Origin of the sequence: Lichenicoccus sp. (genome assembly GCF_965276875.1) — a bacterium.
Lineage (GTDB): Bacteria > Pseudomonadota > Alphaproteobacteria > Acetobacterales > Acetobacteraceae > Lichenicoccus.
Window position 1 is genome coordinate 1 of the sequence record NZ_OZ255701.1, and the last position, 24,699, is coordinate 24,699.

Below are 24,699 nucleotides of genomic sequence, written 5' to 3' on the forward strand. Positions count from 1 at the left end.
TTCTGAACCAGCCCTCACAGACGTACTCGCACCAGTTGCGACACGTCGCGCACCGCGCCACGCGCCGCACTGGTCGTCAGTGCGGCGTAGGCCTGCAGCGCCGGTGAGACCACGCGCACGCGGTCTGGACGCCACGCTTCCGGCCCACGCCCTTCCATCGCGTCGCGCCGCGACGCCAACTCCGCCTCCGACACCGACACCTCGAGTTTGCGGTTGGGGATGTCGATGTCGATCGTGTCGCCTTCGCGGATCAGGGCGATGGCGCCCCCTTCCGCGGCCTCGGGCGACATGTGGCCGATCGAGAGGCCCGCGGTGCCGCCGGAGAAGCGGCCATCGGTGATCAGCGCGCATTGTGCGCCAAGCCCCTTGGATTTCAGGTAGCTGGTCGGATACAGCATCTCCTGCATGCCGGGGCCGCCCTTGGGGCCCTCATACCGGATCACCACGACGTCGCCGGGCTTGATGCGATTGGCGAGGATGGCCGACACTGCGTCGTCCTGGCTTTCGAAAATGCGGGCGGGGCCGGAGAACACCAGCGATGCCGGATCGACGCCAGCGGTTTTCACGATCGCACCCTCCGGGGCGATGTTGCCGAACAGCACGGCGAGGCCGCCATCCTGGCTGAAAGCGTGCGCGATATCGCGCACCACGCCCTGGGCGGGATCGTCGTCGCATTCGAGATAGCGGTTGGACTGGCTGAAGGCCTCGGTGGTGCGCACCCCGCCAGGGGCTGCGCGGTAGAACTGGTGGCAGCCCTCGTGCGAAGCCGCACCCTCGGCACGGATATCCCAGCGCGCGAGTGCTTCCGCCAGTGTCGGCGCGTGCACGGTGGCGGTGGTGGTGTCGATCAGGCCGCCGCGCGCCATCTCGCCCAGGATTCGCATGATGCCGCCGGCGCGGTGCACGTCCTCCATGTGCACGTCGGCCTTCGACGGCGACACCTTGCACAGGCAGGGCACCTGCCGGGAGAGCCGGTCGACGTCGCGCATGGCAAACGGCACCTCGCCTTCGTGTGCTGCCGCAAGCAAATGCAGCACGGTGTTGGTCGAACCTCCCATCGCGATATCGAGCGACATCGCGTTCTCGAAGGCGGCCATGGTCGCGATCCCGCGTGGCAGGGCGGTGGCGTCCTCCTGCTCATACCAGCGCCGGGCGAGACCGACGATGGTCCGGGCGCCCTTGAGGAACAGCTCCTTGCGGTCGGCGTGCGTCGCCAGCACGCTGCCGTTGCCGGGCAACGCCAAGCCGAGCGCCTCGGTCAGGCAGTTCATCGAGTTCGCCGTGAACATCCCCGAACACGAGCCGCAGGTCGGGCAGGCCGAGCGCTCCATGATCGCGGAATCGGCGTCGCTGACCCTGTCGTCGGCGCCGGCGACCATCGCGGTGATCAGGTCGGCGCGCTGGGTGGTGAGCCCGGTCGTGATCTTGCCGGCCTCCATCGGACCGCCCGAGACGAACACCGCGGGGATGTTCAGGCGCATCGCCGCCATCAGCATGCCAGGCGTGATCTTGTCGCAGTTGCTGATGCAGACCAGCGCGTCGGCGCAATGCGCATTAACCATGTATTCGACGCTGTCGGCGATCAGCTCGCGCGAGGGCAGGCTGTAGAGCATGCCGCCATGGCCCATGGCGATGCCGTCATCGACCGCGATGGTGTTGAATTCCTTGGCGACGCCGCCGGCCGCCTCGATCTCGCGCGCGACCAGTTGGCCGAGATCCTTCAGATGCACATGGCCCGGCACGAACTGGGTGAAGGAGTTGGCAATGGCGACGATCGGCTTGCCGAAATCGCCGTCCTGCATGCCGGTGGCGCGCCACAGCGCGCGTGCGCCGGCCATGTTGCGGCCGTGGGTGGTGGTGCGGGAGCGATAGGCCGGCATGACTGATCCTGTTGCGTCTGACGGACCGCAGTATAGACCTGGTCACTGGATGACGCGAACGCAACGAGGCTTACGTCTTGCGCAAGGCCCTGAAGGTCCCGCTTACGCGCGCGCACGGTTCTCCGTCCGCCTTGACGAAGCAGTCAGCAAAGCTGAGTGAGCTGCCATGTTTGGTGAAGCGGGTCTCGAACGTTACCCATTGCCCCTGCCGCGCCGTCGCCAGGAAGTCGACAGAGAGGGAGACGGTGACAAGCGACGCGACATCGGGGATCTGGCCCGCGCAGGTCAGGCCCATCGCGTTATCCGCGAGTGCCGTCACCAGCCCTCCATGGACGAAGCCCCTGCTATTCACATGTGCCGGGCCCGCGCGGAGTCCAAGAATGAGGACGTCATGGTCTTTCATCGCATAGATTGGCTCCGACGGGTCAGTCAGGCCGCTTTTGCGGGTATGCGGCGCGAAACCTTCCGGTACAAGCTCCGTCATCGGTGCGTTAACTCCGAAAAGATGCGAGGCAAGCTACCATGGATCTCGAATTGCGCGGCAAGGTTGCCCTCGTCACCGGGGCGAGCGTCGGCATCGGGCTCGCCATCGCCGAAGGGCTCGCGGCCGAGGGCTGCGACCTGGTGATGGCCGCGCGCGGCGAGGAGCGACTGACCTCGGAGGCGGCGCGCCTCGCCGGCCGCTATGGCATTCGCGCCCGGCCGGTTGCCTGCGATGTCGGCGACGCGGCTGGCGTCGCGGCGCTGGTGGAGGCAGCCGAGGCCGCGTTTGGCGGCGTCGACATCCTGATCAACAATGCCGGATCCGGCTCGAACGAGACCATCCTGGAAGCCTCCGACGATAAATGGCAGGCCTATTGGGAGCTGCATGTGATGGCGGCGGTGCGCCTGGCGCGCGGGCTGGTGCCTTCGATGATCCGGCGTGGCGGCGGAGTTGTGCTGCACAATGCCTCGATCTGTGCTGTGCAGCCGCTCTGGTATGAGCCGATCTACAACGTCACGAAGGCCGCACTCATGATGTTCTCCAAGACCTTGGCGAACGAGGTTGCGACCCAGAATATCCGGGTGAACTGCGTCAATCCCGGGCTGGTACTGACACCGGACTGGATCAAGACCGCCAAGCAACTCACCGCCGACACCGGCGGCGATTGGGAGGGCCATCTGCAGTCGGTAGCCGACGAGCACGCTGCCAACAAGCGCTTCGCCACCCCCGAGGAGGTTGCGAATTTCTTCGTCTTCCTGTGCTCGTCAAAGGCGAGCTACAGCCTGGGCTCCACTTATTTCGTCGATGGCGGGATGCTCAGGACTGCATGAAGCGTGCGAAGGCCTGCCTATAGTCGGGATGCCAGCGGGACAGCGCCGGGCGGTTGTCGATGATGTCGCCGATCGTCCAACGCATCCGCTGCTCGTCCGTCGCCCTCGGCACGGCGTTGTCGGGGCAGAGGATGTAGAAGTCGCCGGCCTCGATGCTGTCGAGCATGAAGGTGATCACCTGGTCCGCTGTCCAGGCGGCGTCGGGCTTCTCGGCGGCATCCGTCATGCCGGTGAAGGTGAAGCCTGGGATCAGCAGATGCGCGCTGATCTGGCCGCCGGCTTCGCGCAGCTCGTGTGCGAGGCTTTCCGTCAGCGCCTTTACCGCCGCCTTGGAGACGTTGTAGGCGCTGTTGCCAGGCGGCAGGGTAATGCCCTGCTTGGAGCCGGTATTGACGATCAGGCCTGGCCGGCCGGAGGCGAGCATGGCGCCCGTGAAGGCCTGCACGCCGTTGATGACACCATGCAGGTTGGTCTCCAGCAGCGTGCGCCAGCCGGTTGGGTTCTCCCAGGCGTGGCCCGGATTGTCGCCTGTGGCGGCATTGTTCATTAGGATTGATACCGCGTCGGTCTCGGCGAGCACGAAGTCGCGCAAGGCCAGCATTTGGTCGGGTTCCGAGACGTCGGCGGCGAAGGCGCGTGCTCGGCCGCCGGAGGTGGCGACGGTGTCGCGGGCGCGGTCGAGCGCGTCTCCCGGCAAGTCGCACAGCACGACGTTCAGCCCGAGTGTCGCGAAGCGGCGGCTTGCGGCGAGGCCGATGCCGCTCGCCGCACCGGTGACGACGGCGGTGCCGCCGGGTTGCAAGGCAAAGTGGGTCATTAGCCGCGTCCTACGAAGGGCATGGCGGTGGCCATGACGGTTACGGTTTGGATATTGGTGTCGAGCGGCAGCGAGGCCATCAGCATGACCGTGCGGGCAACGTCATTCACGTGCATCACCGGCTCGACCGCCACCTCGCCGCTCGCCTGCGGCACGCCCGATTGCATCTGTGCCGCCATCGAGGTCAGCGCATTGCCGATATCGATCTGGCCGCAGGCGATGTCGTGGCGGCGGCCGTCGAGCGACAGCGACCTGGTCAGCCCGGTGATCGCATGCTTGGTCGCGGTGTAGGCGATTGAGTTCGGCCTCGGTGCGTGCGCCGAAATCGAGCCGTTATTGATGATGCGGCCGCCGCGCGGCTGCTGGTGGCGCATCATCCGAAAGGCGCCCTGCGCGCACAGGAACGCGCCGGTCAGGTTGATCGAGACCACGCGCGACCAATCCTCGAAGCTCAGCGCGTCGGGTGCTGCGGAGGCGTTGGTGCCGGCGTTGTTGAACAACAGATCGAGCCGGCCGAAGCGCTCGCCGATGGACGCGAACAGCCCATCCACGGAAGCCGGCTCGGAGACGTCCGTGGCATGGATCAGGGTGCGCGCCTCGGCATCGTTGTGCAGTCGGGCGGTCTCGGCCAGCGTGTCGGCCTTGCGTCCGGCGAGTGCGACCGACCAGCCATCCGCGAGCAGCGACAGGGCAACGGCACGGCCGATGCCGCTGCCGGCGCCGGTGACCAGAGCGATCCCTCTTTCAGCCATGCCTGTCTCCGTTCGTTCGGGTGGTGCCGCGTGGGATCACCTTGAAGCCGACATCGATCTTTGTATCGCCCCCTGGGACTCCATGCAGCAGGTCGAGGATCATGGCGGCGGCACCCTGTCCCAGGCCACGGAAGTCAACGCCGATGGTGCTCAAAGGTGGCACCATCTGCCGGCTGATGTCGAAATCGCCGAAGCCCATCAGCGACAGCCGGCCAGGCACGTCGATGGTGCGTCTGCGGCACTCCATCAACGCGCCGACGGCCGACAGGTCGGAGATCGCGAACACGGCGGTCACGTCCGGGGCGTCGTCGAGCAGGGCTGCCATCGAGCGGGCGCCGTGCTCGAAGGAGAGCGGGATTTCGCCGTCGGCGCGGATCAGGTCGCAGGCCAGGCCGGCCTCGCGCAGAGCGTCGGCGAAGCCGCGCAGGCGGGCTTCGCCACGCGTGTCGAAGCGATCCAGGCTGCGTGCGGGGCCGAGGGCGGCGAGCCGGCGGTGTCCGAGGCCGATCAGGAACCGCGCCGCGTCAAAGCCCACGGCATAGTTGGAGAAGCCGATGGCGCGGCCGATCGGCTGCTCCGGCAGTTCAGCAATTTCGATCACCGGCGGGGCGGCATGAGCGAGCAGCCGGCGCGCGATGTCGCTGTGCGGGGCCGCCGCCAGCACCAGCGCCTCAGGCCGACGCGACAGGATGGTGCGTATCTGGCGCTCCTCCTCGGCGACGCTGTAGGTGGTGTAGCCGATCAGCAGCTCGTAGCCCGGCTTGCGCAAGCCCTCGGTAAGACCTTCTGCGAGGGCGGCGAAATTGCCGTTGGCCAGGGTCGGCAGCACCAGCCCGACGAAGCCGCTGCGTCGGCTCGCAAGACCCCCCGCCGCGCGGTCCGGCAGGTAGCCGAGCTGGGCCACGGCCCGTTGCACCCGCGCGCGGGTCGCCGGCAGCACCTGGTCGGGGCGGACCAAAGCGCGGGTCACGGTCATGCGCGAGACGCCGGCGAGCCTGGAGACATCGCGCAGCGTGGCCTTGCGGGCTCCTTGCAGACTCATGTCAGGGAGGCGGCGCGCCACGGCGGTTCAGGTAGATCGCGTGAACGGCAGTCGCGCAACAGATGAACAGACGGCTGCGATGGCGGCCGCCGAAGGTGACGTTGGAGACCGGCTCGCCCAGCCGGATCCGGCCGAGCAACGCGCCCTCGGGGCTGACGCAATGCACGCCGTCACCGGCACTGGTCCAGATATTGCCATCCTCGTCGCAGCGGAACCCGTCGGCGGCGCCCACGTCCGGGGCATAGAACGATCGCCCCTCGCCGAGCTGGCCGCGGGCGGCGTCCCTGATCTCGAACACCCTGATCTCGCGGGTGGCGGAGTCCTCGCTTATGCGGCCGGTCTCCGCGATGTAGAGCAGGCTCTCGTCGGGCGAGAAGCACAGGCCGTTCGGGCAGTCGAATGTGTCGCAGGCGACGACCAGCCGACGATGCCGCGGATCGAAACGATAGACGTGGCAGGGCAGCTCCTCCTCGGCGCGCTCGCCCTCGTAATCCATGGCAATGCCGTAATGCGGGTCAGTGAACCAGATCGAGCCGTCCGACTTCACCACCACGTCGTTCGGCGAGTTCAGGCGCTGCCCTTGGAACTTCTCCACCAGCGTGGTGATCCGACCGTCATGCTCGGTGCGCACGACGGCGCGCGCGCCATGCAGGCAGGAGATCAGTCTGCCTTGCTGGTCGCGCGTGCCGCCATTGGCGAACTGGCTCGGCTGGCGATACACCGAGACACCGATCCCCTCGATCCAGCGCATGATCCGGTTGTTGGGGATGTCGCTGAACAGCAGACAGCCGGCATCGCCGAACCAGACCGGACCTTCGGTCCAGCGAAACCCTTGGGCGATGCACTCAAGCCTGGCGTTGTGCATCACGTAGCGGGCAAAGCTTTTGTCGACGATCTCGATCTGGTTCACAGCACGAGGATATCCTTAGTTGCCCCAGATCTTGGCATAGGCGGCGCGATAGCCGTTTGCCGGGTCGTAGTTGTCGTGTCTGCCGCCGTCGAGGTCGACATTCTGCTTGGTCACGAGATGCACCGGTGCGACGTAGCCCGATGCAGGCTTGCCGGCAAAGCCGCGGTTCATCTCGTCGATCACCTGCCAGCCTTGCAGCAGCAGCGGCTCCGGCACCGTCGCCGCCTGGTATTGCCCGGCGCGGATGCGCTCGAACGCCGAGGTGCTGCCGTCACCGGCGCTGATATTGACGGGTGGGCCGGCCGGGTTCAGCCCTGCGGAGATCAAAGGCGGTCCGATGAAGTCGTAATAGAGGTCGTTGATCGCAAGCGACGTCGTCCATTTCTTGCCGAAACGCTGCAGCAACGATGTGGTGAGCTGCGACATGCGCGTCGAGGTGTCGGCGAGTGGGGTGTCCTCGAAGGCGAGCACCTTGCAGCCCGGGCAGGTCTTGATCTCGTCGCGCATCATCTTCGCCTTGGAGAGTGCGATGGCGTAGGCGCTGTCCGTGAAGATGACGACGCCGGCATGGCCGTCGCTGCGCACGATGCCGTAATCGGCGGCGACCTTGGCAACGTCGGCGCTGTTGCTGGTGACGTTGGAGATCACCTTGTATTGCGGCATCGGACCGGGCTTGGGACCGCCGTGCCAGGCGACGATCTTGATGCCCTGCGCTTCCGCCTGCTTGATGGTGGAGGCGTTCTGCACGACATCGAAGCCGCCGATGATAATGCCTTCCGGCTTGAGCGCGATCGCCTGGCCGAAGGCGGACTGGATCCCAGAGACGCTGCCTTGACCGTCCAGCACCCGGATCGTCCAGCCGATCTTGCGGCCGGCCTCCTTCACTCCGTCGCTGACCTCCTGAATGCCGCCATTGCGCATGTCGGCCGCGACATAGATCACGGTTTTGCCGGCTGCTGCTTTTGGCCCGGTCGTCGGTCCGCCCCATTTTGCCGCGGGCGCGGTTGCGGCCTTCACCACGGCCTGGGCCGCGGAGAGGCTGTCTTGGGCATGCGCACTCCCGCTGAGCGCGAGCAACGCGACTGCCGCGATCGTCTGGCGTTTCATGAAGTCTCCCCATTTTATTGATTGGCAGGTTTGGCGGCGCGCACCTTGACCCGACGATGTTTAGTGGCGCGCTGCACGCGACGACGTCCGGTCCAGCCGGCGAGCCCGATGGCGAACAGCAAGGTCGCGCCATTGAAGGCGGGCTCAACCCAGAAGGCGCCCCCGAGTTGTTCGATGCCGGAGATGCCGATTGCCAGGATCACCACGCCGATGACCGTGCCCCAGACATTGACCCGGCCGGGATTGATCGTGGTCGACCCCAGGAAGGCGCCGACCAGAGCCGGCAGCAGGAACTCCAGGCCGACGCTGGCCTGACCGACGCGGAGGCGTGCGGCCAGCACCACGCCGGCCAGAGCGGTGATCACGCCAGAGGTCATGAAGGCAAGCATCACATAGCGGCGGGTCGGGATGCCGTTCAGTTCAGCGGCGCGCGGGTTGGCGCCGATCGCATAGAAATAGCGCCCGAGCGGCGTGTAGCTCGACACCACCCAAAGCAGCAACGCGAGTCCAAAGACGTAGAAGGCCGGGATCGGCACGCCGAACAGGCTCGCGGTGTCGAGTGCGAAGAACCCCGGACTGAGCTGGCCGATCACCTGTCGGCCGCCGGTCCACCACAAGGCGACCGCATAGGTCACGGTGCCGGTGCCCAGGGTCGCGATGAAGCTGTCGATTTGCGCGACCTCGACCAGCAGCCCGTTGATCAGGCCGAACACCAGCCCCATCGCCAGCACGATCAGCACCGCGACCGGCCAGGGCACGCCGCCGATCTGCAGCGAGATCGCCAGGATCTGCCAGAGCACGACGCCATAGCCGACGGTGAGGTCGATCTTGCCGGTCATCATCGGCACCGTGGCGGCGAGCGACAGCATCGCCACCACCGCCTTGTCGCCGAGGATCGAGCGCACGTTCAGCCAGGTCGGGAAGGTATCCGGCAGCAATATCGAGAACAGCACTGCCAGCAGCACGGTCAGCACCACGAGCCCGTAGACCGGCAGCAGGCCCGCGATCCGCCGGCCGACGGAGAGGCCGGCGAGTGCCCCCGGGGCCGGCTCCAGCGCGGTCGATTTCAATGTGTTCATGCGTGGACCCCGGCAGAAGCGGCGGCGAGCAGGCTCGCCACCGAAAGCTTGTCGCGGCCAATCTCGGCGGCCACACGGCCCTGGCTGAACACCAGCGCGCGGTGGCAGATCTTGGCGACCTCCTCGAAGTCGGTCGCCACCACCACGATCGCGAGGCCGCCGGCGAGTGCTGCGCGCAGCAGCGCGTAGATCTCCGCCTTTGCGCCGACATCGACGCCGGCGGTCGGCTCCTCGAGGATCAGCAGCCGGGTGGCCAGCCCCAGCCAGCGGGCCAGCACGACCTTCTGCTGGTTGCCTCCGGAGAGCGTCTCCACCGGACGCCGCGGATCGTTCGGACGCAGGCTCATGCGCGCGCCGGCGGCGACGCACGAGGCGTTTTCCTTGGCTGGCGAGCGCAGGCCGAGCAGGGCCGCGCCATAGGCGCCGGGATTGAGATAGATGTTCTCGCGCACGCTCAGTGTCATGCCGAGGCTCTCCAGCACCCGCTCACCGGCGACCAGCCCGACCCCTTCTCGCATTGCCGCGGCCGGGGAGGCGGGCCGGTAGCGGCTTCCGGCAAGGTGCATTTCGCCGCCGGAGACCGCGTTGCAGCCGAACAGCGCGCGACCGATGGCGTCCTGGCCGGCGCCGCGCAAGCCGACCAACCCCACCATTTCGCCTTCGCGCAAAGTGAGGCGCACCGGGCCGGCGTCACCCGCGACCAGGTCGTCGAGCATCAGGCAAGCGCGCTCGCCAGTGTCGCCGGGGGCCGCGAACACCTGCTCGGGCGGTCGGCCCACGATCATCGCAACCAGGTCGGCGGGGCTGGTCTCGGCAACGGGCTTGACCCCGACGAGCCGGCCGTCGCGCAGCACCGCGACCCGATCAGCAACCTGGAACACCTCGTCCAACCGGTGCGAGACATAGATCATGCCGATGCCGGTGGCGCGCAAATCGCGCAGCACCGCCAGCAGCCGCTCGACCTCGTCGGCCGGCAGGCTCGCGGTCGGCTCGTCCAGCACCAGCACTTCCGCCCGTGCGGCCAACGCGCGGCCGATCGCCACCAGCGAGCGCTCGGTGCGGCTGAGATGCATGATCCGCGCATCGGGATCGATGTCCGCACTCATCGTGCGCAGCACCGCCTGCGCCTGCGCGCGCGATTGCCGCCAGTTGATCAATCCCTTGGCACGCGGGTAGCCGACCCCGAGGGCCACGTTCTCGGCGACGGTCATCCAGTCGATTAGGCCGAGATCCTGATGGATGAAGGCGACCGACTGGCGCTGCCCGTGGCGGGCGGCGAGATGCCGGTAAGGCTCGCCGCGGAACAGGATGCGTCCCGCATCGGGGGTGTGGATTCCGGCCAGCGCCTTGATCAAAGTGGATTTGCCGGCGCCGTTCTCGCCGAGCAGCGCCAGGATCTGGCCCTCGTGCAAGGTCAGCGAAACCTGATCCACGGCCAGGGTGCCGCCGAAGCGCTTGCTGACCTGCTCGAACTCCAGCAGCGGCGGCGAGCCCATTCAGCCGATCTCCAAATGCACCTTGATCGCGCCCTGCGCGCGGTCGGACGCGAGCGCGAAGGCGGCGTTCGCCTCGGCCAGCGGAAAGGTCGCCGACAGGATCGGGCTCACATCGATCCGCCCGTTGGCGAGGGCGGCGACGGCGATGCCGAACTCCTCATGAAAGCGGAACGAGCCGACCAGGTCGATCTCGCGCGCCATCAGCAGGTTGACGGGGAGCGGCGTGGCACCCGGCGGCAGCATGCCGAGCTGGACGATGCGGCCGCCCGGACGCATCAGCGCCGGCATGGCGACGATGGAGGCCGTCGAACCGGTGGCCTCCAGGGCTACGTCGAAGCCGCCGGCAGCACCTGCCAGGTGTTCGAGCCCGCCTGCATCGTCGCGCACATTGACGGCTTGCGACGCCCCCATGCGTCGGGCGATTGCGAGCGGCCCATCGAACAGGTCGGTGACGGTGACGCTGCCGGCACCGGCATGCAGGGCCGCCGCCAGGCAGAGCAACCCGATCGGGCCGGCGCCGGCGACCAGCACGTTGGCACCCAGGACGCGACCTGCGCGCCGGACCCCGTGCAGTGCCACGGCAAGCGGCTCGGCGCAGGCGGCGAGGCGATACGGCATGTCGGCGGGCACCGGCACGCACTGGTCGGCGCGCACCACGACGGTCTCGCTGAAGGCGCCCTGGATATGCGGCATGAGCGCAGCACTGCCGAGGAAGCGCATCCTGCGGCATAAGTTCTCGCGCCCCGCTCTACAGAAGCCGCAATGCAGGCAGGGCCTGCTTGGATTGATCGCGACCCGGGTGCCGATCGCGGGTGCCGCGAACCCGTCGCCCGCCGCCACCGCGACCACGTCGCCGGCGACTTCGTGGCCCAAGGTCAGCGGCTCACGGATCTTGAAGTCGCCGACACTGCCTTTGTTGAAATAGGAGAGATCCGAGCCGCAGATGCCTCCCGCGCGGACTCGCACCCGGACTTCACCGGGCAGCAACATGCGGTCCTCGCGTGCCTCAATGCGCAAATCATGGGCGCCGTGCAGCACAGCAGCCAACATTCCATCCCTACCCAGGGGCTCTCGCAGCACCCTTGTCATGTGACCGTGCACATCGGTATGCCACCCTCCCGGGGCAGGCGTAAGCCCCGAAACTCGGAACATAACGCGATGGTTTCCAGCCTCTTCGACCTGACCGGACGACTGGCGCTGGTGACCGGCTCGAGCCAAGGGATCGGCCTGGCACTGGCGCGCGGTCTCGGGCAAGCCGGCGCGAGAGTGGTGCTGAACGGGCGCGATGCGGCAAAGCTCGCGGCCGCCGCCGCGACGCTCGACGCGGTTGCCCTCCCGGCCGCCGATGGTTTGGGCGTGTTCGACGTCACCGATCCCAACGCCGTCGAGGCTGGGGTGGCGCGGATCGAGCACGAGGTCGGCGGCATCGACATCCTGGTCAATAATGCCGGCATCCAGCGTCGCGCGCCGCTTGAGGACTTTCCCGTCGAGACCTGGCGCGAGGTCATGCGCAGCAATCTCGACAGCGTGTTCTTCGTGGGCCAGGCGGTGGCAAAGCGGATGATTGCGCGCGGGCGCGGCAAGATCATCAATATCGCCAGCCTGCAGAGCGAGGCGGCGCGGCCGACGATTGCGCCCTATACGGCGTCCAAGGGTGCGGTGAAAATGCTGACGCGCGGCATGTGCGCCGACTGGGCGAAGCACGGATTGCAGATCAACGCGATCGGCCCAGGCTATTTCGAGACCCCGCTGAACCAGCCGCTGCGCGAGGATCCGGTGTTCGATGCGTGGTTGCGCAAGCGCACGCCGGCCGGTCGCTGGGGCCGGGTCGAGGAACTGTGCGGCACGGCGGTGTTTTTGGCCTCAACCGCCTCGGACTTCGTCAACGGCCAGGTGATCTATGTGGATGGCGGCGTGCTGTCGGTGCTTTAGAGCGAATTGAAGGTGACGATGATGAGCATGAAGTTGTTGCAGCTCTGCCCGCTGCTTGCCTCGACGCAGGCGGTGCTCGACGAGCGCTACGTCGTGCATCGCGGGCCCGAGCCGCAAGCGCGCGAGGCGTGGTTGCGCGAGCACGCGGCCGGCGTGCGCGCCGTCGTCACCGGCGGTCATCTCGGCATCGATAACGCGCTGGCCGCACGACTGCCCGATCTCGGCATCGTCGCGATCAATGGCGTCGGCTATGACCGGGTCGATCTCGCGGCGATGCAGGCGGCGGGTGTGCGGGTCACCAACACGCCCGACGTGCTCACCGATGATGTCGCGGATCTGGCGATTGCGCTGATGTTCAACGTCATGCGCCGTCTGCCGGCGGTGGAGCGGCATGTGCGCGACGGCTTGTGGCCGCAATCCCAGCCGCCGCTCGCAAGGCGCGCCTCGGGCCTGCGCTACGGCATCGTCGGTCTGGGCCGGATCGGTGCCGCCATCGCCACCAGGCTCGCGGGCTTCGGCGGCAGCATCGCCTATACCGGTCCACGTCCGAAGCAGTCCGCGCACGCCTATCACGCCGATGTTCGAGCACTCGCGGCAGTGTCGGACGTGTTGTTCGTCGCCACCTCCGCCTCTGTCGAGACGCGCGGGCTGATCGACCGCTCGGTGATCGAGGCACTCGGCCCGCGCGGCGTGCTGGTGAATATCGCGCGCGGCGCCATCATCGACGAGCCGGAACTGGTTGCCGCCCTCGCCCGGAACCGTCTCGGCGGCGCCGGACTCGACGTGTTCGCCGACGAGCCGAACGTGCCGGAGGCGCTGTTGAGCCTGCCCAACGTGGCTCTCGCCCCGCATGTCGGCAGCGCCACCGAGGAGACGCGCGCGGCGATGGGCAACCTGATGCTGGAGAATCTGGACGCCTTCTTTTCCGGCCGTCCGTTGCCCACGGCCGTGGTTTAGCCGCGTGTTCCGAGTCTACCGGCGCTCTTGCTTCCGGGTCAGATGAGCCTCATAATATGGGTCACATGAATGAGGACATGTGATGTATCCGCTTGAAGTGAGCAAGGTTATGGCGGCCCTGGGCGGTGCCGGAACCGTTGGCAGCACGCCGCGGACAGTCGTCGAGCTGGCGGCGGCCGTCGCCCGCGGCTTCCCCGGCGGGGTTGTCTCAAAGCTGGCCGCCAACGCAGCGCCTGACGAGGCAGAGGCGCGCCGCCGCGTCGCCGCACTGGTCACGTCCACCGCCAGTCTGAAGCGGCGGGACCGTCTGTCCGCGGGGGCGAGCGAGCGCGCCGAACGCCTCGCACGGATCGTTGCACTGGCGCACCAGGCCCTGGGCGCCGCGGACGAAGCGCGGGAATGGCTGAACGCGCCGCACCCCTTGCTGGGCTCCGCTCGTCCGATCGAGGTCGCCGCGACCGATCTCGGCGCCCGCCAGGTGGAGCGCATCCTGCACAATATCGAGCACGACCTACCGGTCTGATCGGCCTTGCCGGTCGGCCTCGAACTGTTCCGCCTCGGCACGGCGAATTACCCCGTATGGGACGGCGCCGGCGCGGCAGCCTATGGCGGCCGTTGGAACCCACCCGGCGCGCCGGTGATCTACGCCGCCGGCGCCCTGTCGCTGGCAATGCTGGAGCGTCTCATGCAGCGGCGACATCTGGGCCAGACGCTGTGCGTCGCGGTCGAAGTGCCGGACGATGTGATGATCGAGGATCTGATGACCCGCCCGCCGTCAAACTGGCGCGCCCTCGGCAGTCCGGAAGCCGTGGCCGCCGGAGGTGAGTGGATCGCAGCCCGGCGCACCCCGCTGCTTCGGGTGCCATCGGCGCTGGTTCCCCGGGAGCCCAACTACCTGGTCAACCCGGCCCATCCCGACACACGACGGATCAGGATCGGGGTCGCGGAGAAGCTGGAATGGGACGCGAGGCTGTTCGGGGTACCCTCGCCGACCTGACCCTCACCAGCGGAGGTCTCGGGACGGCGGCTGCGAGGATCATCGCCGTAAACGCCAACGCACTTGCGCACTGGATCAAGGCGACCTTGCCGCTGCCCGCACGTGCAGATGCCCCGCGCAATGAGACCAGGCTACGCGCCCGGTTGTCGAGGATAAGAGCTCAATTTGGCGTCTTTAACCGCATGCTGGGACGGGCGTGACGCCGCGCGCACGGCGATGGGCATTCCGGTGCTGGAGAACCACCTGGAGGCGTTCTTCTCCGGCCGCGGTTGTCCACCGCCTTGATGTCACGATCAGCCCTGCCTGAGTTGGCTCACCACCGATTGCGGGGTGGGCTGGCTGCCGCCCTGGGTTGCGAGATCATAGATGAGCTGCACTTCGTAGTTCCGATAGGGCGTGCCGTCGGGGTGCAGGACTTCGTGCTGCCATACCGGCGGGGTTTCTCCCGCATACGGTCCCACCGGTTTGATACCGTTCGGCTCAACAACGATCTGGAAAGCGGTGCCTCCGTATGCGGATGCATCGCCGTAGGGGTGCTGTGCTGAGTCCCAGGGGATGTTGGTCTGGGTCTTGCCGACGACGAAGCCCCAATTGATCATGCCGAGATTACGGCTCTTGCCGAATGGCAGCACTGTGTCGAACAGGCAGCCGATGTTGCGCGCCATATACTCGGTGCAGATCACCGGCCGTCCGTACAGCGCCATCCAGTTGGCCGATTGCGCGAAGTTCTCGACGAAGCCGTAATTGTGGAAGCTGTTGATGTCGTTGTTCGCCATGATCGCCGATTGCACGGCGTTGAAGTTGCTGGGTGTCGACCAGTCGCCTGCCCAAAGGCAACAGGTCAGCGGTTGCGTCGGCGACGCCTCACGCGCCCACGCATAGACCTGCGGCAGCAGGGCTGCGACCAGGTCCAGCTTGTTCACGGGATCGTTGCTGCCGGAGTTGTCGGCCTCGTTCCAGAGATCCCAAAACACCACGCGTGGATCTGTAGCAAAGCGCGAGATCACCCCCTGTACGTAGCTCTTCAGGCTCGGATATTGGCTGGGGTCGGCGAGCGTGAGCGCGCCGGGCGATTGCACCCATTGCGAGTTGTGAATTCCCGGCAGCGGTGCTGGCTGCGGCCCAAGCTTGTAGAGCCCGCGCCAGACACTATCGAACAGCACGAAAAACGTGCGGATGTTGTGGCTGGTCGCAATAGTCAGGAACTGGTCCATCCGGCTCAGCAAACCCTGCGGGTCCTCGTTCCACAAGCCGTTGTGCAGGAACACGCGTATGGTGTTCACGCCGATGGCTTGCGCCCAGCCCAGTTCGCGATCGATTGTCGTGGGATCGAACGTCGCGGCCTGCCACATTTCGAGCTGGTTCACCGCGGTTGAAGTCACATAGACAGGGCCAACCATCCAGGGTTGGCGGTTATACCAGGACGTGGCCCTGGCCTCGGTCCATCGCGTTGCAGCGGCCGCGGCTTGCGCGTCGGCCGGCCGGAGCGCGCCTGCCGCGACAACCCCGGCGGTGGCCGCCATCACCGATCTTCTGCTGAGCATGATTATGTTTCCCCCGTTCGGGCCACTGACTGGCTTTTTTGCGTTACGGGTCGTGGCCCCGACGACCCGGAGCGACAATTACTCAGACAAATTCCGGAACATAGTCAAAAAACCGTTATCCAATATGGAAGATGCTTGAGGGCAATCGGCGTTGACCAAAGCGACGGGCGGCTTTCACGCTGTTCAATCGCCTCAACGCAGCGGCGACCGGCTGCGTGGGTGCAATCAAGGTCATCGTTGGAGACACGGTTTTGCGCGCAAGGGAAATGCCGCTGCTTGCCCCTTTGCAACGGCTACTGCGCAGCGACGTCCGTGGCCGCGTGGCGGGCCTCTATGCGGGGCTGATCGCGTTCAACGTCCTGGCCTGGAGCTATGCGCTTGTCGCGTTCCATGACCGGCCGGTGTTGCTCGGCACGGCGCTGCTCGCCTACAGCTTCGGGCTGCGCGATGCGGTCGACGCCGATCATATCGCGGCGATCGACACCGTCACCCGCAAGCTCTTGCAGGACGGCAAGCGGGTCGTGGTCGCGGTCATGCAGATCCAGCATCGCTTTCTCCGCTTCAACGAAGTCGCAGGCACCTTCGGCACTTTGGTGTCCGGGTTATTCCTGCTGACAATGGCGGCGATGAACGCGGCGATCGCGCTGTCGGTGTATCGCACCTTCCGCCATGTCCGCGCCGGCGGCGCCTATGACGCGGAGCGCTTCGATATCCTGTTGAACAACCGTGGCTTGATCGCGCGCCTGGTGCGTCCCTGGTTCGGGCTGGTCAGGCAGAGTTCGCAGATGCTGCTGATCGGTCCGCTGTTTGGGACCGGTTTTGATATCGCAACGGAAGTCAGCCTGCTCACGGTTGCCGCGACCTAGGCGGGCAAGGGGTTGCCGGTCTATGCGATTTGGTGTTTCCGGCGCCGTTCTCCGCCGGCATGGCGTTGATCGACACCACCGATGGAATCGTCATGCTCGGCGCCGATGGCTGGGCCTTCGTCAAGCCGATCCGCAAGCTCTATTACAATCTCATCGTCACCCTCGTCTCGGCGACGGTGGCATTGCTGATCGGCGGCATCGAGACCGCAGCAACAATCGGTCAATAGTGGCGCCTGCATGGCTGGTTCTCGGACAAGGCGGGTGCGCTGAGCGATAATTTCGGCACGCTCGGCTATGCCATTGTCGTCCTCTTCGTGCTCGCCTGATTGGTTTCCGCCATTGTCTATCGACTGAGGCGCTACGACGAGACAGAGCTGCGTCCACACGCCCCACTGACGTGAACGCGCGGATCAGTCGGATTGAGCGTCCGGGTCTCGTGCTGGAGCGCCGCTGACATCACGTGCAACCAGCGCATCGTCGAAACCGCGATGCAGCAATCCCACCCAGCGTCGGGCCCAGGCATCGGTGCGTCGCACCAGGCTGGCGCTTTCGTTTGGGTCGGGCAACAGGGTGGTGACGGCGAGTGTCGTGCCGTGATCGTGGCGGTAGTAGCGCACCGCCAGCAGATGCGCCGGCACCGCCACGTCGAGCTTGCCGAGGCGGTCGAAGGCACGGCTCTCGATCGGATTGCGCGAGGAGACCAGTTCGCTCGTCACCAGGCGGCGCAGCGACCAGCATTCCTGTGCCAGGGGGTCACCGGCTTGCGCTGGGCTGAGCATATGCACCGGCATACCGGTCGGATCGACGCAGGCGGCATTCGGGACCGGCGCGTCGCGGTCGGTCGGCGGCGTGCCGAGGGCCACGATCATTCCGGTCATCCGGCCGGATTGCAGACGGGCCAGCACCACCCCCTGGCGCGAGACCGGACCCACCGCCTGCAACAGCACGATCTCCGACCAGTTGCCCTGCGGCAGCGGCACCTGGCGGCCGCCGAACGGGATCAATCCGTGGCGGGTGCCGGTAATCGGGGGTGTCGAGATGGCGGTATAGTCGGGCGGCGCGGTCGCGTTGGGAGGCGTGTAGCGCGGCCCGGTGGGCTGCTGCCGCCGCAGCGAGACTGTCGGAAGTCGCGGTGGGAACATCGCGGCCAGCGCCGTGGTCGTAACCGCTGTGAACAGCAACAGCCGCCAGGCCGGCGCACGACGCCAGAGACGGCCGATTACCGACAAGCGACACCCAGGCGTGCGAAGAGGGGCCCGGTCAGGCGCGCTCGGCCGCCGGCCTGAGCTGGTCGGCCCGCACCGGGGCGACGACATCGGCGATCCGGGTCACGACCCTGCCGTCCGCCTGTTCCAAAGCCACCCTGTGCGCGCCCTTCTGTCGTGCCTCGATCAGCCCGTCGCTGACCATCTCCTCGATCGAGCGCACCAGGTCTCGTGCACTGGCCCCCTGGCCGAGCCGGTCCTGGCGTTGCATCACCTCGAACAGCAGCTCGGCGTCGATGCCGCCGGGCGCAATCTCAAGACCGTACTGTGCGATCATCGCCTCGATCTCGAGAGCGGCCACGCGGGCGATGTCGAGGCCTTCCAGCTTGCGGAAGACGAAAATCCGGTCGAGGCGGTTCAGCACTTCCGGGGCGAAGCCAGCCAGACGCAGCGCCTCCACCGAGGCCGCGCGCATCGCTTCGGGGTCATGGCCGAGGCGGTTCTCGATTTCGCCGAGCGCCTCGGTGGCGATGTTCGAGGTCAGCATGAAGATCGCCCGTGTGGTCGAGACCTGCGCGCCGTTCGACGCCTCGGTGACGTGGCCGTCGTTCCACGCCGAGAGGAACTTCTTGAAGACATCCGGATGGGCTTTTTCGATCTCGTCGAGCAGCACCACCCCGTCCGGCGTCTCCTTCAGGCCGCCGGTAAGCTTGCCGTAGCTGTCGGAGCCGACATAGCCCTTCGGCGAGCCGAACAACTGCGTCGAGGCGTGCGACGAGCTCATCTGCGTCATGTCGAAATGCATCAGCTTGCGCCCCAGGGCGGCGGCCAGCTTCTTGCTGAGATAGGTCTTGCCGCTGCCGGGGGGGCCTGCCAGCAGGAAGATGCCAACGGGCTTGCCGCGGACCTGCAAAGCCAGCCGGCGACGCAATTGCTGGGCGATATCTTCGCAGACCTGGTCCTGACCGATCACCTGGTCGCGCAGGGTGCGCGAGAGGGAGGCGGCATCGATGAAGGTGGCGCGTTCCTGCTGGGCGAGGAGTTGCTCGAGGGCTGCGCGATTGGTCAGCCGGGCCAGAACATCCATCATCCACCCCCGGCGCTTGCGTGCCTGCTGGCGCAGGTTACGCGGCTTCGCTCCGGCGCGCCACTCGAATGCCGTAGCCGCCAGCACCAGCCCCCAGCTTGTCGCGGCAAGCCCGCCATACAGCCAGCCGAGCCTGGTCAGCCAATCGAACAGCCGCGCCGGCGACAGATGCATCTGCATGCAGATCTGCACCGTCGCCAGGGTCAGGAACGCCAGCATCATCAGCGGCATCAGCCGGGTGGCGGCGGGTATCAGGCCCTTCATTGCGCAAGCACGCCCACTTCAAGCACCTGTCCGATCGGCAGCGGTGGGAGTGCCACCGGCCCGCTCAGGGTCAGCGCGCCGATGGCGACACTGGCCTCTGCCGCCGTGCCGAGAGCGCGAAAGCTGACGGTCCCGGCATGGGCGATCGGCAGGGTCAGCACCGTGGGTGTCGGCGACAGCGCCACGGTGCGCGAGAAGCCGGCGGTGCTCACCTGCACGATGCGGCCGGCGGCACCGTCATTCTCGTAGATTGGCATGCGCACCAGGCGCACCTCGCGTCGGCTGACCGCCTGTTGCAGGGCGGCCGCGTCGCCGGCGGGCAGCTTCATCGCCTGGATCGCGGCACTCGCCTCGCCGGAGGGGACCATCGCCAACTCGACCAAGCCGCGCAGCGCGGTCGGTGCGCCGATCGGGAGGCCTGCCGCCTGCGTGTTGGTCCCAGGCACCAGGCTCATGATCCCGTCGGAAAACCGCATCCAGCCACCGGCGGCGAGCAACAGCACCAGCCCCGCATAGCAGAACCCACGCAGCGCGCTCGGCGTGCCGGACTGTTCGAGGACCGGCTCCGCGACGGTCGGGAGAGGACGCTGCATTAGGGTATCTGATCAAACTGTGGCGCGCAGCGCAATCGCTTGACATCACCCGGGCGCCAGGCACGATCGCGTGATGTGTTCGAGACAGCGGCCGACCGTCCTGATCGCCATCGCTCTGTGTGGCTTAGTGTGGCTGAGCTCGCCCGCGGCCTTCGCGGCCGGGCAGATCCGGCTGAGCTACAAGCTCTACGGGCGCGGCTTTCACGTCATGAACGTCGCGGTGGCCTTGAGCCTGAACCAGTACGGCTACGGCATCGCGGTGCACGACCAGACCGTGGGTTTGATGAGCGTCATGGTCCATACCAATCTCACCTCGACCGCTACCGGCCGGTTCAAGCCGGACGGGGTGCAGCCAACGCATTTCGAGAGCGTAGGCTTTTCCCGCGGCGCCCAGCGCACGACGGTGCTGGATTATGTCGACGGCAATCCGGTCGTACGGCAACTCACGCCGCCCGAGCCCAATCGCGACCCGGTAGCCGCTGCGAGTGCGCGCGGCGCCATCGATACCCTCTCGGCGATCGTGGGCCTGGTGCATCGGGTGCAGCAAACCGGACGCTGCGACGGCAGCGCCCTGCTCTTCGACGGCTTGCGCCTGAGCCGGGCGCGCGCGCACACCGTAGGCGAGCAGGTGGTGCCCGCGCATGACGGGGCGCTCTATCCCGGCACGGCGCTGCGCTGCAATTTCGAGAGCCTGGAGGTCGGCGGCTTCGAGCACGATGAGGATCAGGCGGAGATGCATCGCCCGCAGCACGGCAGCGCCTGGGTTGCGCACGTGCTGCCCGGTGCACCAGCCCTGCCGGTGCGGATCAGCTTCCATCATCCCAAGCTCGGCATGGTGACGATGGTGCTGACCTCTGCTGCGGCAGTGAAGGGCGCGCAGGCGACGGCGGCGCTCAACTGAGCAGGCGTTCGGCCAGCGCCGGCACCTCGACGATCGTCTCCGCTTGGGCGTTGCTGCCCATCGCCATATCGGGCGGCCCATAGCCCCAGAGCGCAAAGACGCATGGCATCGCGCACGCGCGCGCGACAGCCACATCGTTGGCGTGATCGCCCACCATGATCGCGCGCGATGGGGCGCCACCAGCGCGCGCGACGGTGCCGAGCAGGTGCGCCGGATCGGGCTTGCGGCCGGCGAAACTGTCGCCGCCGCCGATGGCCGCCAGCAGCGGTGCGATCTCCAGTGCGGCGAGCAGCGTTTGCGCCGCCGCCACCGGCTTGTTGGTGCAGACCGCGAGCGAGAAGCCGCGCCGCCGCAGATGCAGCAGCGTCGCCGCAACCCCGGGAAACAGCCGCGATTGCGCCGCCGCGTTCGCCTCGTAATCGGCGCCGAACGCGGCCATCGCTGCTGACTCGTCGGTGTCGACCTTGGCATAAGCGAGCACCCGGCGGACCAGGGCTGCGATGCCGTCGCCGACCATCAGGCGGACCCGACCCGCGGCAATCGGCAGTCGGTCATGGGTGGCGAGCAGCCGGTTGGCGCTCGCGGTCAGGTCGTCGAGCGTATCGACAAGGGTGCCGTCCAGATCGAAGACGATGAGCCGGTCCTGATACACGGGTGCAGGGTTCCGTAATGGTTCGTGATGGCGCGAGGGGTGTTGGCGGTTTGACAGCGGCACCGCGGCGACGGTACCGGCAAAGCATCATGCACGCCACCGCCATCCTGCTCGCCGCCGGTCTCGGCACCCGGATGCACTCCGCCCGCCCGAAGGCCGCACACCTGCTCGCGGGCCGGCCGATGCTCGCGCACCTGATCGCAAGCTGCGAGGCGGTGTTCGACCGTATCGTGGTGGTCGTGGGCCCGGGCATGGAGTCGCTGGCGGCACTCGCCGCCCCGCACCCGGTCGTGGTGCAGGAGCAGCGGCTTGGCACCGCGCACGCGGCTCTGCAGGCGCGCGCGCGGTTCGGCGAGGGCGACGTTGCGGTGCTCTATGCCGACAACCCGCTGATCACGCCCGAGACCTTGCGGCGGCTGGTCGCACAGCGGCGCGCGCCGGACACCGGTCTTGCCTTGCTGGCGATGCGCCCCATCGATCCGGCCCGCTACGGCCGCATTGTCAGCCATGACGGGTTGGTCGAGCGCATTGTCGAATGGGCCGACGCCTCTCCCGCGCAACGCGCCATCGATCTGTGCAATGCCGGCGTGCTCTGCGCGGCCGCCGCCGACCTCGGACGCTGGCTCGACGAAGTTGGCTGTGACAACGTCAAAAGCGAGTACTACCTCACCGATATCGTCGCCATCGCGGCCGACCAGGGCGCTCGCGTGCGCGCCGTGGAGGCGCCGGAGGCGGAACTGCGCGGCATCAATTCGCGCGCCGAACTCGCCCTCGCCGAGGCGGAAATCCAGCGCCGCCTGCGCAGCAGCGCGTTGGACGCCGGGGTCACCCTGATCGCGCCGGAGACGGTATTCCTGGCCGCCGACACGATCCTGGGGGCGGATGTCACGGTGCATCCGCACGTGGTGTTCGGGCCCGGCGTTCGGATCGGCTCGGGGACTGAAATTCTCGCCTTCAGCCATCTTGAAGGCTGCTCCGTCGGCGAAGACGCGCGGATCGGACCGTATGCACGGCTGCGGCCCGGCACGCGAGTCGGCGACCGCGCCCATGTCGGCAACTTCGTCGAGCTCAAGGCCACCGACCTCGGTGAGGGTGCAAAGGCCAACCATCTGAGCTATCTCGGCGATGCCAGCATCGGGGCGGGCAGCAATATCGGCGCCGGCACCATCACCTGCAATTATGACGGCGTCAGCAAGCACCGCACCGAAATCGGAAGCGACGTGTTCGTCGGCTCCGACACCATCCTGGTTGCCCCGGTGACGCTCGGCGACGGTTCGCTGATCGCCGCCGGCAGCGTCATCACCGAGCCGGTCGAGCCCGACGCGATGGCCTTTGGCCGCGCGCGCCAGGTGAACAAGCCGGCGGCGGCGCCCGCGCTGCGGGCAAGATTGCGCGAGGAGAAACCCTGATGTGCGGAATTGTCGGCGTCATCGGCGCGGCACCAGCAGCTCCGATACTTTATGAGGCGCTGCGTCGTCTGGAATATCGCGGCTATGATTCCGCCGGCATCGCGACCCTCGCGCATGGCGCCATCGAGCGTCGTCGTGCCGAGGGCAAGCTCGTCAATCTCGGCGAGACCCTGGAGCGCTTCCCGCTCGCAGGCAGCACCGGCATCGGTCATACGCGCTGGGCCACGCACGGCGCGCCGACCGAGGCCAACGCGCATCCGCACGGCACCGAGCTGGTCTCGATCGTCCATAACGGCATTATCGAGAACCATGCCGAACTGCGTGCCGAACTCGAGGCGGACGGCCAGATCTTCAGCACCGAGACCGATAGCGAAACCGTCGCCCAGATGATCGACCGCAATCTCCGTCGCGGCATGGAGCCGCGCGCGGCGGCGCAGGCTTGTCTCGCCCGCCTGCAGGGGGCTTACGCGATCGCGATGATCTTCGCCGGCCACGACGCGCTGATGATCGGCGCGCGGCATGGCGCACCCCTGGTGGTCGGCTTTGGCGAGGACGAGATGTTCCTCGGCTCCGACAGCCTGGCCCTCTCGCCGCTGACCCGGCGGATTGCCTATCTCCAGGACGGGCATTGGGCCGTCGTGACCCGGCATGGCGCGGAGATGTTCGACCTTCAAGGCGCCCCGGTCGCCTTCACCATACGTCAGACGGCGCTGATCGCCGGCTCGATCGGCAAGGACGGCCATCGGCATTACATGGAAAAGGAGCTGCACGAGCACCCGCTGGTGATCGGCCAGACCTTGCAGCACATGATTGATCCCGCCACCCGGCGCGTGGTGCTGCCCAGGTTGCCGTTCGACCTGGCCACCGTGCCGCGGGTGACGATCACCGCCTGCGGCTCGGCGTTCTATGCAGGTCTGCTCGGACGGCACTGGCTGGAAAGCGTGGCCAGGCTGCCGACCGACGCCGATGTGGCGAGCGAGTTGCGCTACCGCGAGGCGCCGCTCGCCGCGGGAGGGCTGGCCCTGATGATCAGCCAGTCCGGCGAGACCGCCGATACGCTGGCAGCCCTGCGCGCCCTGCGTGCCGGCGGCCAGCACATCGTCTCCATCCTCAACGTGCCGGAAAGCACCATGGCGCGCGACAGCGACCTGGTGCTGCATACGGTCGCCGGCCCCGAGATCTGCGTCGCCAGCACCAAGGCCTTCACCGCGCAACTCTCGGTGCTGGCCTGCCTTGCCATTGCCGGCGGGCGTGCGCGCGGCAGCCTTTCCACGGCACGCGAGAGCGAACTCGTCGAAGCGCTGCTCGACGTGCCGGGCAAGGCCGCCGAGCTGTTCGGCCGCGTCGGCGAGGTGCAGCGCATCGCCGCCACCGTCGCCGAGGCGCGCGACGTGCTCTATCTCGGACGCGGCGCCTATTTCCCGGTTGCCCTCGAAGGCGCGCTCAAGCTCAAGGAGATCTCCTACATCCATGCCGAGGCCTATGCCGCCGGCGAGATGAAGCACGGGCCGATCGCCCTGATCGACCGCAGCGTGCCGGTGGTGGCGATCGCGCCGAGCGGCCGGCTGTTCGACAAGACCGCCTCGAACCTGCAGGAGGCCCGCGCCCGCGGCGGCAGGCTGCTGGTGTTCACCGACCCGCTGGGGGCGGACAGGCTGCGCGGGATTGCCGAGGCGACGGTGGTGCTGCCGCAGGCGGACGCGTTTACCGCGCCGATCCTGCACAGCATCGCGGTGCAGATGCTGGCCTATGAGGTGGCGCTGCTGAAGGGCACCGATGTCGATCAGCCACGCAATCTGGCCAAGTCGGTGACTGTGGAGTGAGGACCGGCAGGCCAAAAGCTTCGCTCGTCTTAGACGGCCCGCGTTGGCCTTAAGACACAAGCTGAAGCGGAG

Annotated in this window: 25 protein-coding genes; 10 read left to right on the forward strand and 15 right to left on the reverse strand. The window is 67.3% G+C overall.

The window, feature by feature from the left end:
- Nucleotides 1-14: 14 nt before the first annotated feature.
- Both ilvD and ACQY4K_RS00010 read right to left on the reverse strand, forming a co-directional pair.
- Nucleotides 15-1,880, reverse strand: a complete 1,866-nt coding sequence (gene ilvD, locus ACQY4K_RS00005) for a dihydroxy-acid dehydratase (RefSeq protein WP_428392314.1) — start codon at nucleotides 1,878-1,880, stop codon at nucleotides 15-17.
- Between the two features lie 70 nt (nucleotides 1,881-1,950).
- Entirely contained in the window at nucleotides 1,951-2,364 is a 414-nt protein-coding gene (locus tag ACQY4K_RS00010) for a PaaI family thioesterase (RefSeq protein WP_428392316.1), read from the reverse strand.
- Nucleotides 2,365-2,402: 38 nt separating this feature from the next.
- Between ACQY4K_RS00010 and ACQY4K_RS00015 the strand changes: the two genes are divergently transcribed.
- Entirely contained in the window at nucleotides 2,403-3,194 is a 792-nt protein-coding gene (locus ACQY4K_RS00015; RefSeq protein WP_428392318.1) for an SDR family NAD(P)-dependent oxidoreductase, read from the forward strand.
- Here ACQY4K_RS00015 and ACQY4K_RS00020 read toward each other — a convergent pair.
- From ACQY4K_RS00020 to ACQY4K_RS00055, 8 genes are read right to left on the reverse strand one after another with little or no spacing between them, the layout of a single operon-like run.
- A complete protein-coding gene (locus tag ACQY4K_RS00020) occupies nucleotides 3,181-4,011 on the reverse strand; it encodes an SDR family NAD(P)-dependent oxidoreductase (RefSeq protein WP_428392320.1) in 831 nt (276 codons plus the stop codon). The genes ACQY4K_RS00015 and ACQY4K_RS00020 overlap by 14 nt on opposite strands.
- Nucleotides 4,011-4,763, reverse strand: a complete 753-nt coding sequence (locus tag ACQY4K_RS00025; protein WP_428392322.1) for an SDR family oxidoreductase — start codon at nucleotides 4,761-4,763, stop codon at nucleotides 4,011-4,013. The genes ACQY4K_RS00020 and ACQY4K_RS00025 overlap by 1 nt, the downstream gene beginning before the upstream one ends.
- Nucleotides 4,756-5,805, reverse strand: a complete 1,050-nt coding sequence (locus ACQY4K_RS00030; protein ID WP_428392324.1) for a LacI family DNA-binding transcriptional regulator — start codon at nucleotides 5,803-5,805, stop codon at nucleotides 4,756-4,758. Before ACQY4K_RS00030 ends, ACQY4K_RS00025 begins: the two co-directional genes overlap by 8 nt.
- Before the next feature lies 1 nt (nucleotide 5,806).
- Nucleotides 5,807-6,715 carry an SMP-30/gluconolactonase/LRE family protein gene (locus ACQY4K_RS00035; RefSeq protein WP_428392326.1) on the reverse strand — a complete coding sequence of 303 codons (909 nt, stop codon included), beginning with the start codon at nucleotides 6,713-6,715 and terminating at the stop codon, nucleotides 5,807-5,809.
- 15 nt (nucleotides 6,716-6,730) lie between these two features.
- On the reverse strand, nucleotides 6,731-7,822 hold the full coding sequence (locus ACQY4K_RS00040; protein ID WP_428392328.1) for a substrate-binding domain-containing protein: 1,092 nt from the start codon (nucleotides 7,820-7,822) through the stop codon (nucleotides 6,731-6,733).
- A 14-nt stretch (nucleotides 7,823-7,836) separates the two neighbouring features.
- Complete coding sequence (locus ACQY4K_RS00045) at nucleotides 7,837-8,901, reverse strand: ABC transporter permease (RefSeq protein ID WP_428392330.1); 1,065 nt, start codon at nucleotides 8,899-8,901, stop codon at nucleotides 7,837-7,839.
- Nucleotides 8,898-10,397 (reverse strand): sugar ABC transporter ATP-binding protein, encoded by a 1,500-nt coding sequence (locus tag ACQY4K_RS00050; RefSeq protein ID WP_428392331.1) that lies wholly within the window; start codon nucleotides 10,395-10,397, stop codon nucleotides 8,898-8,900. Before ACQY4K_RS00050 ends, ACQY4K_RS00045 begins: the two co-directional genes overlap by 4 nt.
- Nucleotides 10,398-11,447, reverse strand: a complete 1,050-nt coding sequence (locus tag ACQY4K_RS00055; RefSeq protein WP_428392333.1) for an L-idonate 5-dehydrogenase — start codon at nucleotides 11,445-11,447, stop codon at nucleotides 10,398-10,400.
- Nucleotides 11,448-11,555: 108 nt separating this feature from the next.
- Here ACQY4K_RS00055 and ACQY4K_RS00060 point away from each other — a divergent pair, with 108 nt between their 5' ends.
- The 4 genes from ACQY4K_RS00060 (at nucleotide 11,556) to ACQY4K_RS00075 (ending at nucleotide 14,283) form a co-directional block, all read left to right on the forward strand.
- Nucleotides 11,556-12,329 (forward strand): SDR family oxidoreductase, encoded by a 774-nt coding sequence (locus ACQY4K_RS00060; protein ID WP_428392335.1) that lies wholly within the window; start codon nucleotides 11,556-11,558, stop codon nucleotides 12,327-12,329.
- Nucleotides 12,330-12,347: 18 nt separating this feature from the next.
- Entirely contained in the window at nucleotides 12,348-13,286 is a 939-nt protein-coding gene (locus ACQY4K_RS00065) for a 2-hydroxyacid dehydrogenase (protein ID WP_428392337.1), read from the forward strand.
- An 82-nt stretch (nucleotides 13,287-13,368) separates the two neighbouring features.
- Entirely contained in the window at nucleotides 13,369-13,809 is a 441-nt protein-coding gene (locus ACQY4K_RS00070) for an antitoxin Xre/MbcA/ParS toxin-binding domain-containing protein (protein WP_428392339.1), read from the forward strand.
- Between the two features lie 6 nt (nucleotides 13,810-13,815).
- Complete coding sequence (locus ACQY4K_RS00075) at nucleotides 13,816-14,283, forward strand: RES family NAD+ phosphorylase (protein ID WP_428392341.1); 468 nt, start codon at nucleotides 13,816-13,818, stop codon at nucleotides 14,281-14,283.
- 293 nt (nucleotides 14,284-14,576) lie between these two features.
- Here the strand turns inward: ACQY4K_RS00075 and ACQY4K_RS00080 are convergent, their stop codons facing one another.
- The gene (locus ACQY4K_RS00080; protein WP_428392342.1) at nucleotides 14,577-15,827 is read right to left on the reverse strand and encodes a cellulase family glycosylhydrolase; all 1,251 of its coding nucleotides are present in this window, start codon (nucleotides 15,825-15,827) and stop codon (nucleotides 14,577-14,579) included.
- A gap of 266 nt (nucleotides 15,828-16,093) precedes the next feature.
- On the opposite strand from ACQY4K_RS00080, the gene ACQY4K_RS00085 reads away from it, so the two are divergent.
- Both ACQY4K_RS00085 and ACQY4K_RS00090 read left to right on the forward strand, forming a co-directional pair.
- On the forward strand, nucleotides 16,094-16,693 hold the full coding sequence (locus ACQY4K_RS00085; protein WP_428392344.1) for a hypothetical protein: 600 nt from the start codon (nucleotides 16,094-16,096) through the stop codon (nucleotides 16,691-16,693).
- Nucleotides 16,694-16,725: 32 nt separating this feature from the next.
- A complete protein-coding gene (locus ACQY4K_RS00090; RefSeq protein ID WP_428392346.1) occupies nucleotides 16,726-16,920 on the forward strand; it encodes a hypothetical protein in 195 nt (64 codons plus the stop codon).
- A 183-nt stretch (nucleotides 16,921-17,103) separates the two neighbouring features.
- On the opposite strand, the gene ACQY4K_RS00095 is transcribed toward ACQY4K_RS00090, so the two are convergent.
- From ACQY4K_RS00095 to ACQY4K_RS00105, 3 genes are read right to left on the reverse strand one after another with little or no spacing between them, the layout of a single operon-like run.
- On the reverse strand, nucleotides 17,104-17,922 hold the full coding sequence (locus ACQY4K_RS00095) for a hypothetical protein (RefSeq protein ID WP_428392348.1): 819 nt from the start codon (nucleotides 17,920-17,922) through the stop codon (nucleotides 17,104-17,106).
- Between the two features lie 31 nt (nucleotides 17,923-17,953).
- Nucleotides 17,954-19,249, reverse strand: coding sequence for an AAA family ATPase (locus ACQY4K_RS00100; protein ID WP_428392350.1), 1,296 nt, complete (start codon nucleotides 19,247-19,249; stop codon nucleotides 17,954-17,956).
- Nucleotides 19,246-19,842, reverse strand: coding sequence for a hypothetical protein (locus tag ACQY4K_RS00105; RefSeq protein ID WP_428392352.1), 597 nt, complete (start codon nucleotides 19,840-19,842; stop codon nucleotides 19,246-19,248). The genes ACQY4K_RS00100 and ACQY4K_RS00105 overlap by 4 nt, the downstream gene beginning before the upstream one ends.
- A gap of 73 nt (nucleotides 19,843-19,915) precedes the next feature.
- Between ACQY4K_RS00105 and ACQY4K_RS00110 the strand changes: the two genes are divergently transcribed.
- The gene (locus tag ACQY4K_RS00110) at nucleotides 19,916-20,743 is read left to right on the forward strand and encodes a DUF3108 domain-containing protein (protein ID WP_428392353.1); all 828 of its coding nucleotides are present in this window, start codon (nucleotides 19,916-19,918) and stop codon (nucleotides 20,741-20,743) included.
- Here ACQY4K_RS00110 and ACQY4K_RS00115 read toward each other — a convergent pair.
- Entirely contained in the window at nucleotides 20,736-21,395 is a 660-nt protein-coding gene (locus ACQY4K_RS00115; RefSeq protein ID WP_428392355.1) for an HAD-IA family hydrolase, read from the reverse strand. The genes ACQY4K_RS00110 and ACQY4K_RS00115 overlap by 8 nt on opposite strands.
- An 89-nt stretch (nucleotides 21,396-21,484) precedes the next feature.
- Here ACQY4K_RS00115 and glmU point away from each other — a divergent pair, with 89 nt between their 5' ends.
- Together glmU and glmS are read left to right on the forward strand one after the other, a co-directional pair.
- Nucleotides 21,485-22,804: a bifunctional UDP-N-acetylglucosamine diphosphorylase/glucosamine-1-phosphate N-acetyltransferase GlmU gene (glmU, locus tag ACQY4K_RS00120; protein ID WP_428392357.1), complete on the forward strand. Its 1,320-nt coding sequence runs from the start codon at nucleotides 21,485-21,487 to the stop codon at nucleotides 22,802-22,804.
- The gene (gene glmS, locus ACQY4K_RS00125) at nucleotides 22,804-24,627 is read left to right on the forward strand and encodes a glutamine--fructose-6-phosphate transaminase (isomerizing) (RefSeq protein ID WP_428392359.1); all 1,824 of its coding nucleotides are present in this window, start codon (nucleotides 22,804-22,806) and stop codon (nucleotides 24,625-24,627) included. Before glmU ends, glmS begins: the two co-directional genes overlap by 1 nt.
- Nucleotides 24,628-24,699: the final 72 nt, after the last annotated feature.

Bases quoted from the DNA above. Each gene is read 5' to 3' on its own strand.
- glmS (WP_428392359.1), top strand. From the start codon at position 22,804: ATGTGCGGAATTGTCGGCGTCATCGGCGCGGCACCAGCAGCTCCGATA.
- ACQY4K_RS00030 (WP_428392324.1), bottom strand. From the start codon at position 5,805: ATGAGTCTGCAAGGAGCCCGCAAGGCCACGCTGCGCGATGTCTCCAGG.
- ACQY4K_RS00020 (WP_428392320.1), bottom strand. From the start codon at position 4,011: ATGACCCACTTTGCCTTGCAACCCGGCGGCACCGCCGTCGTCACCGGT.
- ACQY4K_RS00040 (WP_428392328.1), bottom strand. From the start codon at position 7,822: ATGAAACGCCAGACGATCGCGGCAGTCGCGTTGCTCGCGCTCAGCGGG.
- ACQY4K_RS00045 (WP_428392330.1), bottom strand. From the start codon at position 8,901: ATGAACACATTGAAATCGACCGCGCTGGAGCCGGCCCCGGGGGCACTC.
- glmU (WP_428392357.1), top strand. From the start codon at position 21,485: ATGCACGCCACCGCCATCCTGCTCGCCGCCGGTCTCGGCACCCGGATG.
- ilvD (WP_428392314.1), bottom strand. From the start codon at position 1,880: ATGCCGGCCTATCGCTCCCGCACCACCACCCACGGCCGCAACATGGCC.
- ACQY4K_RS00055 (WP_428392333.1), bottom strand. From the start codon at position 11,447: ATGTTGGCTGCTGTGCTGCACGGCGCCCATGATTTGCGCATTGAGGCA.
- ACQY4K_RS00070 (WP_428392339.1), top strand. From the start codon at position 13,369: ATGTATCCGCTTGAAGTGAGCAAGGTTATGGCGGCCCTGGGCGGTGCC.
- ACQY4K_RS00025 (WP_428392322.1), bottom strand. From the start codon at position 4,763: ATGGCTGAAAGAGGGATCGCTCTGGTCACCGGCGCCGGCAGCGGCATC.
- ACQY4K_RS00015 (WP_428392318.1), top strand. From the start codon at position 2,403: ATGGATCTCGAATTGCGCGGCAAGGTTGCCCTCGTCACCGGGGCGAGC.
- ACQY4K_RS00110 (WP_428392353.1), top strand. From the start codon at position 19,916: ATGTGTTCGAGACAGCGGCCGACCGTCCTGATCGCCATCGCTCTGTGT.
- ACQY4K_RS00010 (WP_428392316.1), bottom strand. From the start codon at position 2,364: ATGACGGAGCTTGTACCGGAAGGTTTCGCGCCGCATACCCGCAAAAGC.
- ACQY4K_RS00060 (WP_428392335.1), top strand. From the start codon at position 11,556: ATGGTTTCCAGCCTCTTCGACCTGACCGGACGACTGGCGCTGGTGACC.
- ACQY4K_RS00080 (WP_428392342.1), bottom strand. From the start codon at position 15,827: ATGCTCAGCAGAAGATCGGTGATGGCGGCCACCGCCGGGGTTGTCGCG.
- ACQY4K_RS00105 (WP_428392352.1), bottom strand. From the start codon at position 19,842: ATGCAGCGTCCTCTCCCGACCGTCGCGGAGCCGGTCCTCGAACAGTCC.
- ACQY4K_RS00100 (WP_428392350.1), bottom strand. From the start codon at position 19,249: ATGAAGGGCCTGATACCCGCCGCCACCCGGCTGATGCCGCTGATGATG.
- ACQY4K_RS00050 (WP_428392331.1), bottom strand. From the start codon at position 10,397: ATGGGCTCGCCGCCGCTGCTGGAGTTCGAGCAGGTCAGCAAGCGCTTC.
- ACQY4K_RS00065 (WP_428392337.1), top strand. From the start codon at position 12,348: ATGATGAGCATGAAGTTGTTGCAGCTCTGCCCGCTGCTTGCCTCGACG.
- ACQY4K_RS00085 (WP_428392344.1), top strand. From the start codon at position 16,094: ATGCCGCTGCTTGCCCCTTTGCAACGGCTACTGCGCAGCGACGTCCGT.